The following is a 328-nucleotide window of genomic DNA, read 5'->3' on the forward strand; positions in this document are numbered from 1 at the left end:
CTTGGCCCGCCTAGACGGACTACCACAGAGTCGGCCGCGCCTAGTGAGAAAGGTGATCGATGAAAGTTTGGCCCAGCTGGCCGGACACCCGCAGCGGCAAGCCGTGCAGCGTGATGACCACGCGTGTGCCGGGATAACACTGGCAGCCCCCTCCCTGGCCAGCCTGGCATTACGCAACTTGCTGGAGAATGCGTTGCGTTACACACCAAAGGGCAAGGAAGTGTGGATTCGCGTAGTGGCGAATACCCGTGAGCTGCACATCCATGTGGAGGACCAAGGTCCAGGAATCAGTGACAATCAAGCGGTGGTTTGCGCGCGGGGCCACCGC

General features: G+C 61.3%; 1 protein-coding gene. It reads left to right on the forward strand.

The window, feature by feature from the left end; genetic code table 11:
- Positions 1-103 precede the first annotated feature (103 nt).
- Positions 104-328: ATP-binding protein (locus F8C76_RS19545; protein ID WP_369126720.1), on the forward strand; the 225-nt coding region annotated here is incomplete at its 3' end.

The sequence above is a fragment of the Flagellimonas olearia genome (genome assembly GCF_009184425.1).
GTDB classification, from domain to species: domain Bacteria; phylum Bacteroidota; class Bacteroidia; order Flavobacteriales; family Flavobacteriaceae; genus Flagellimonas; species Flagellimonas olearia.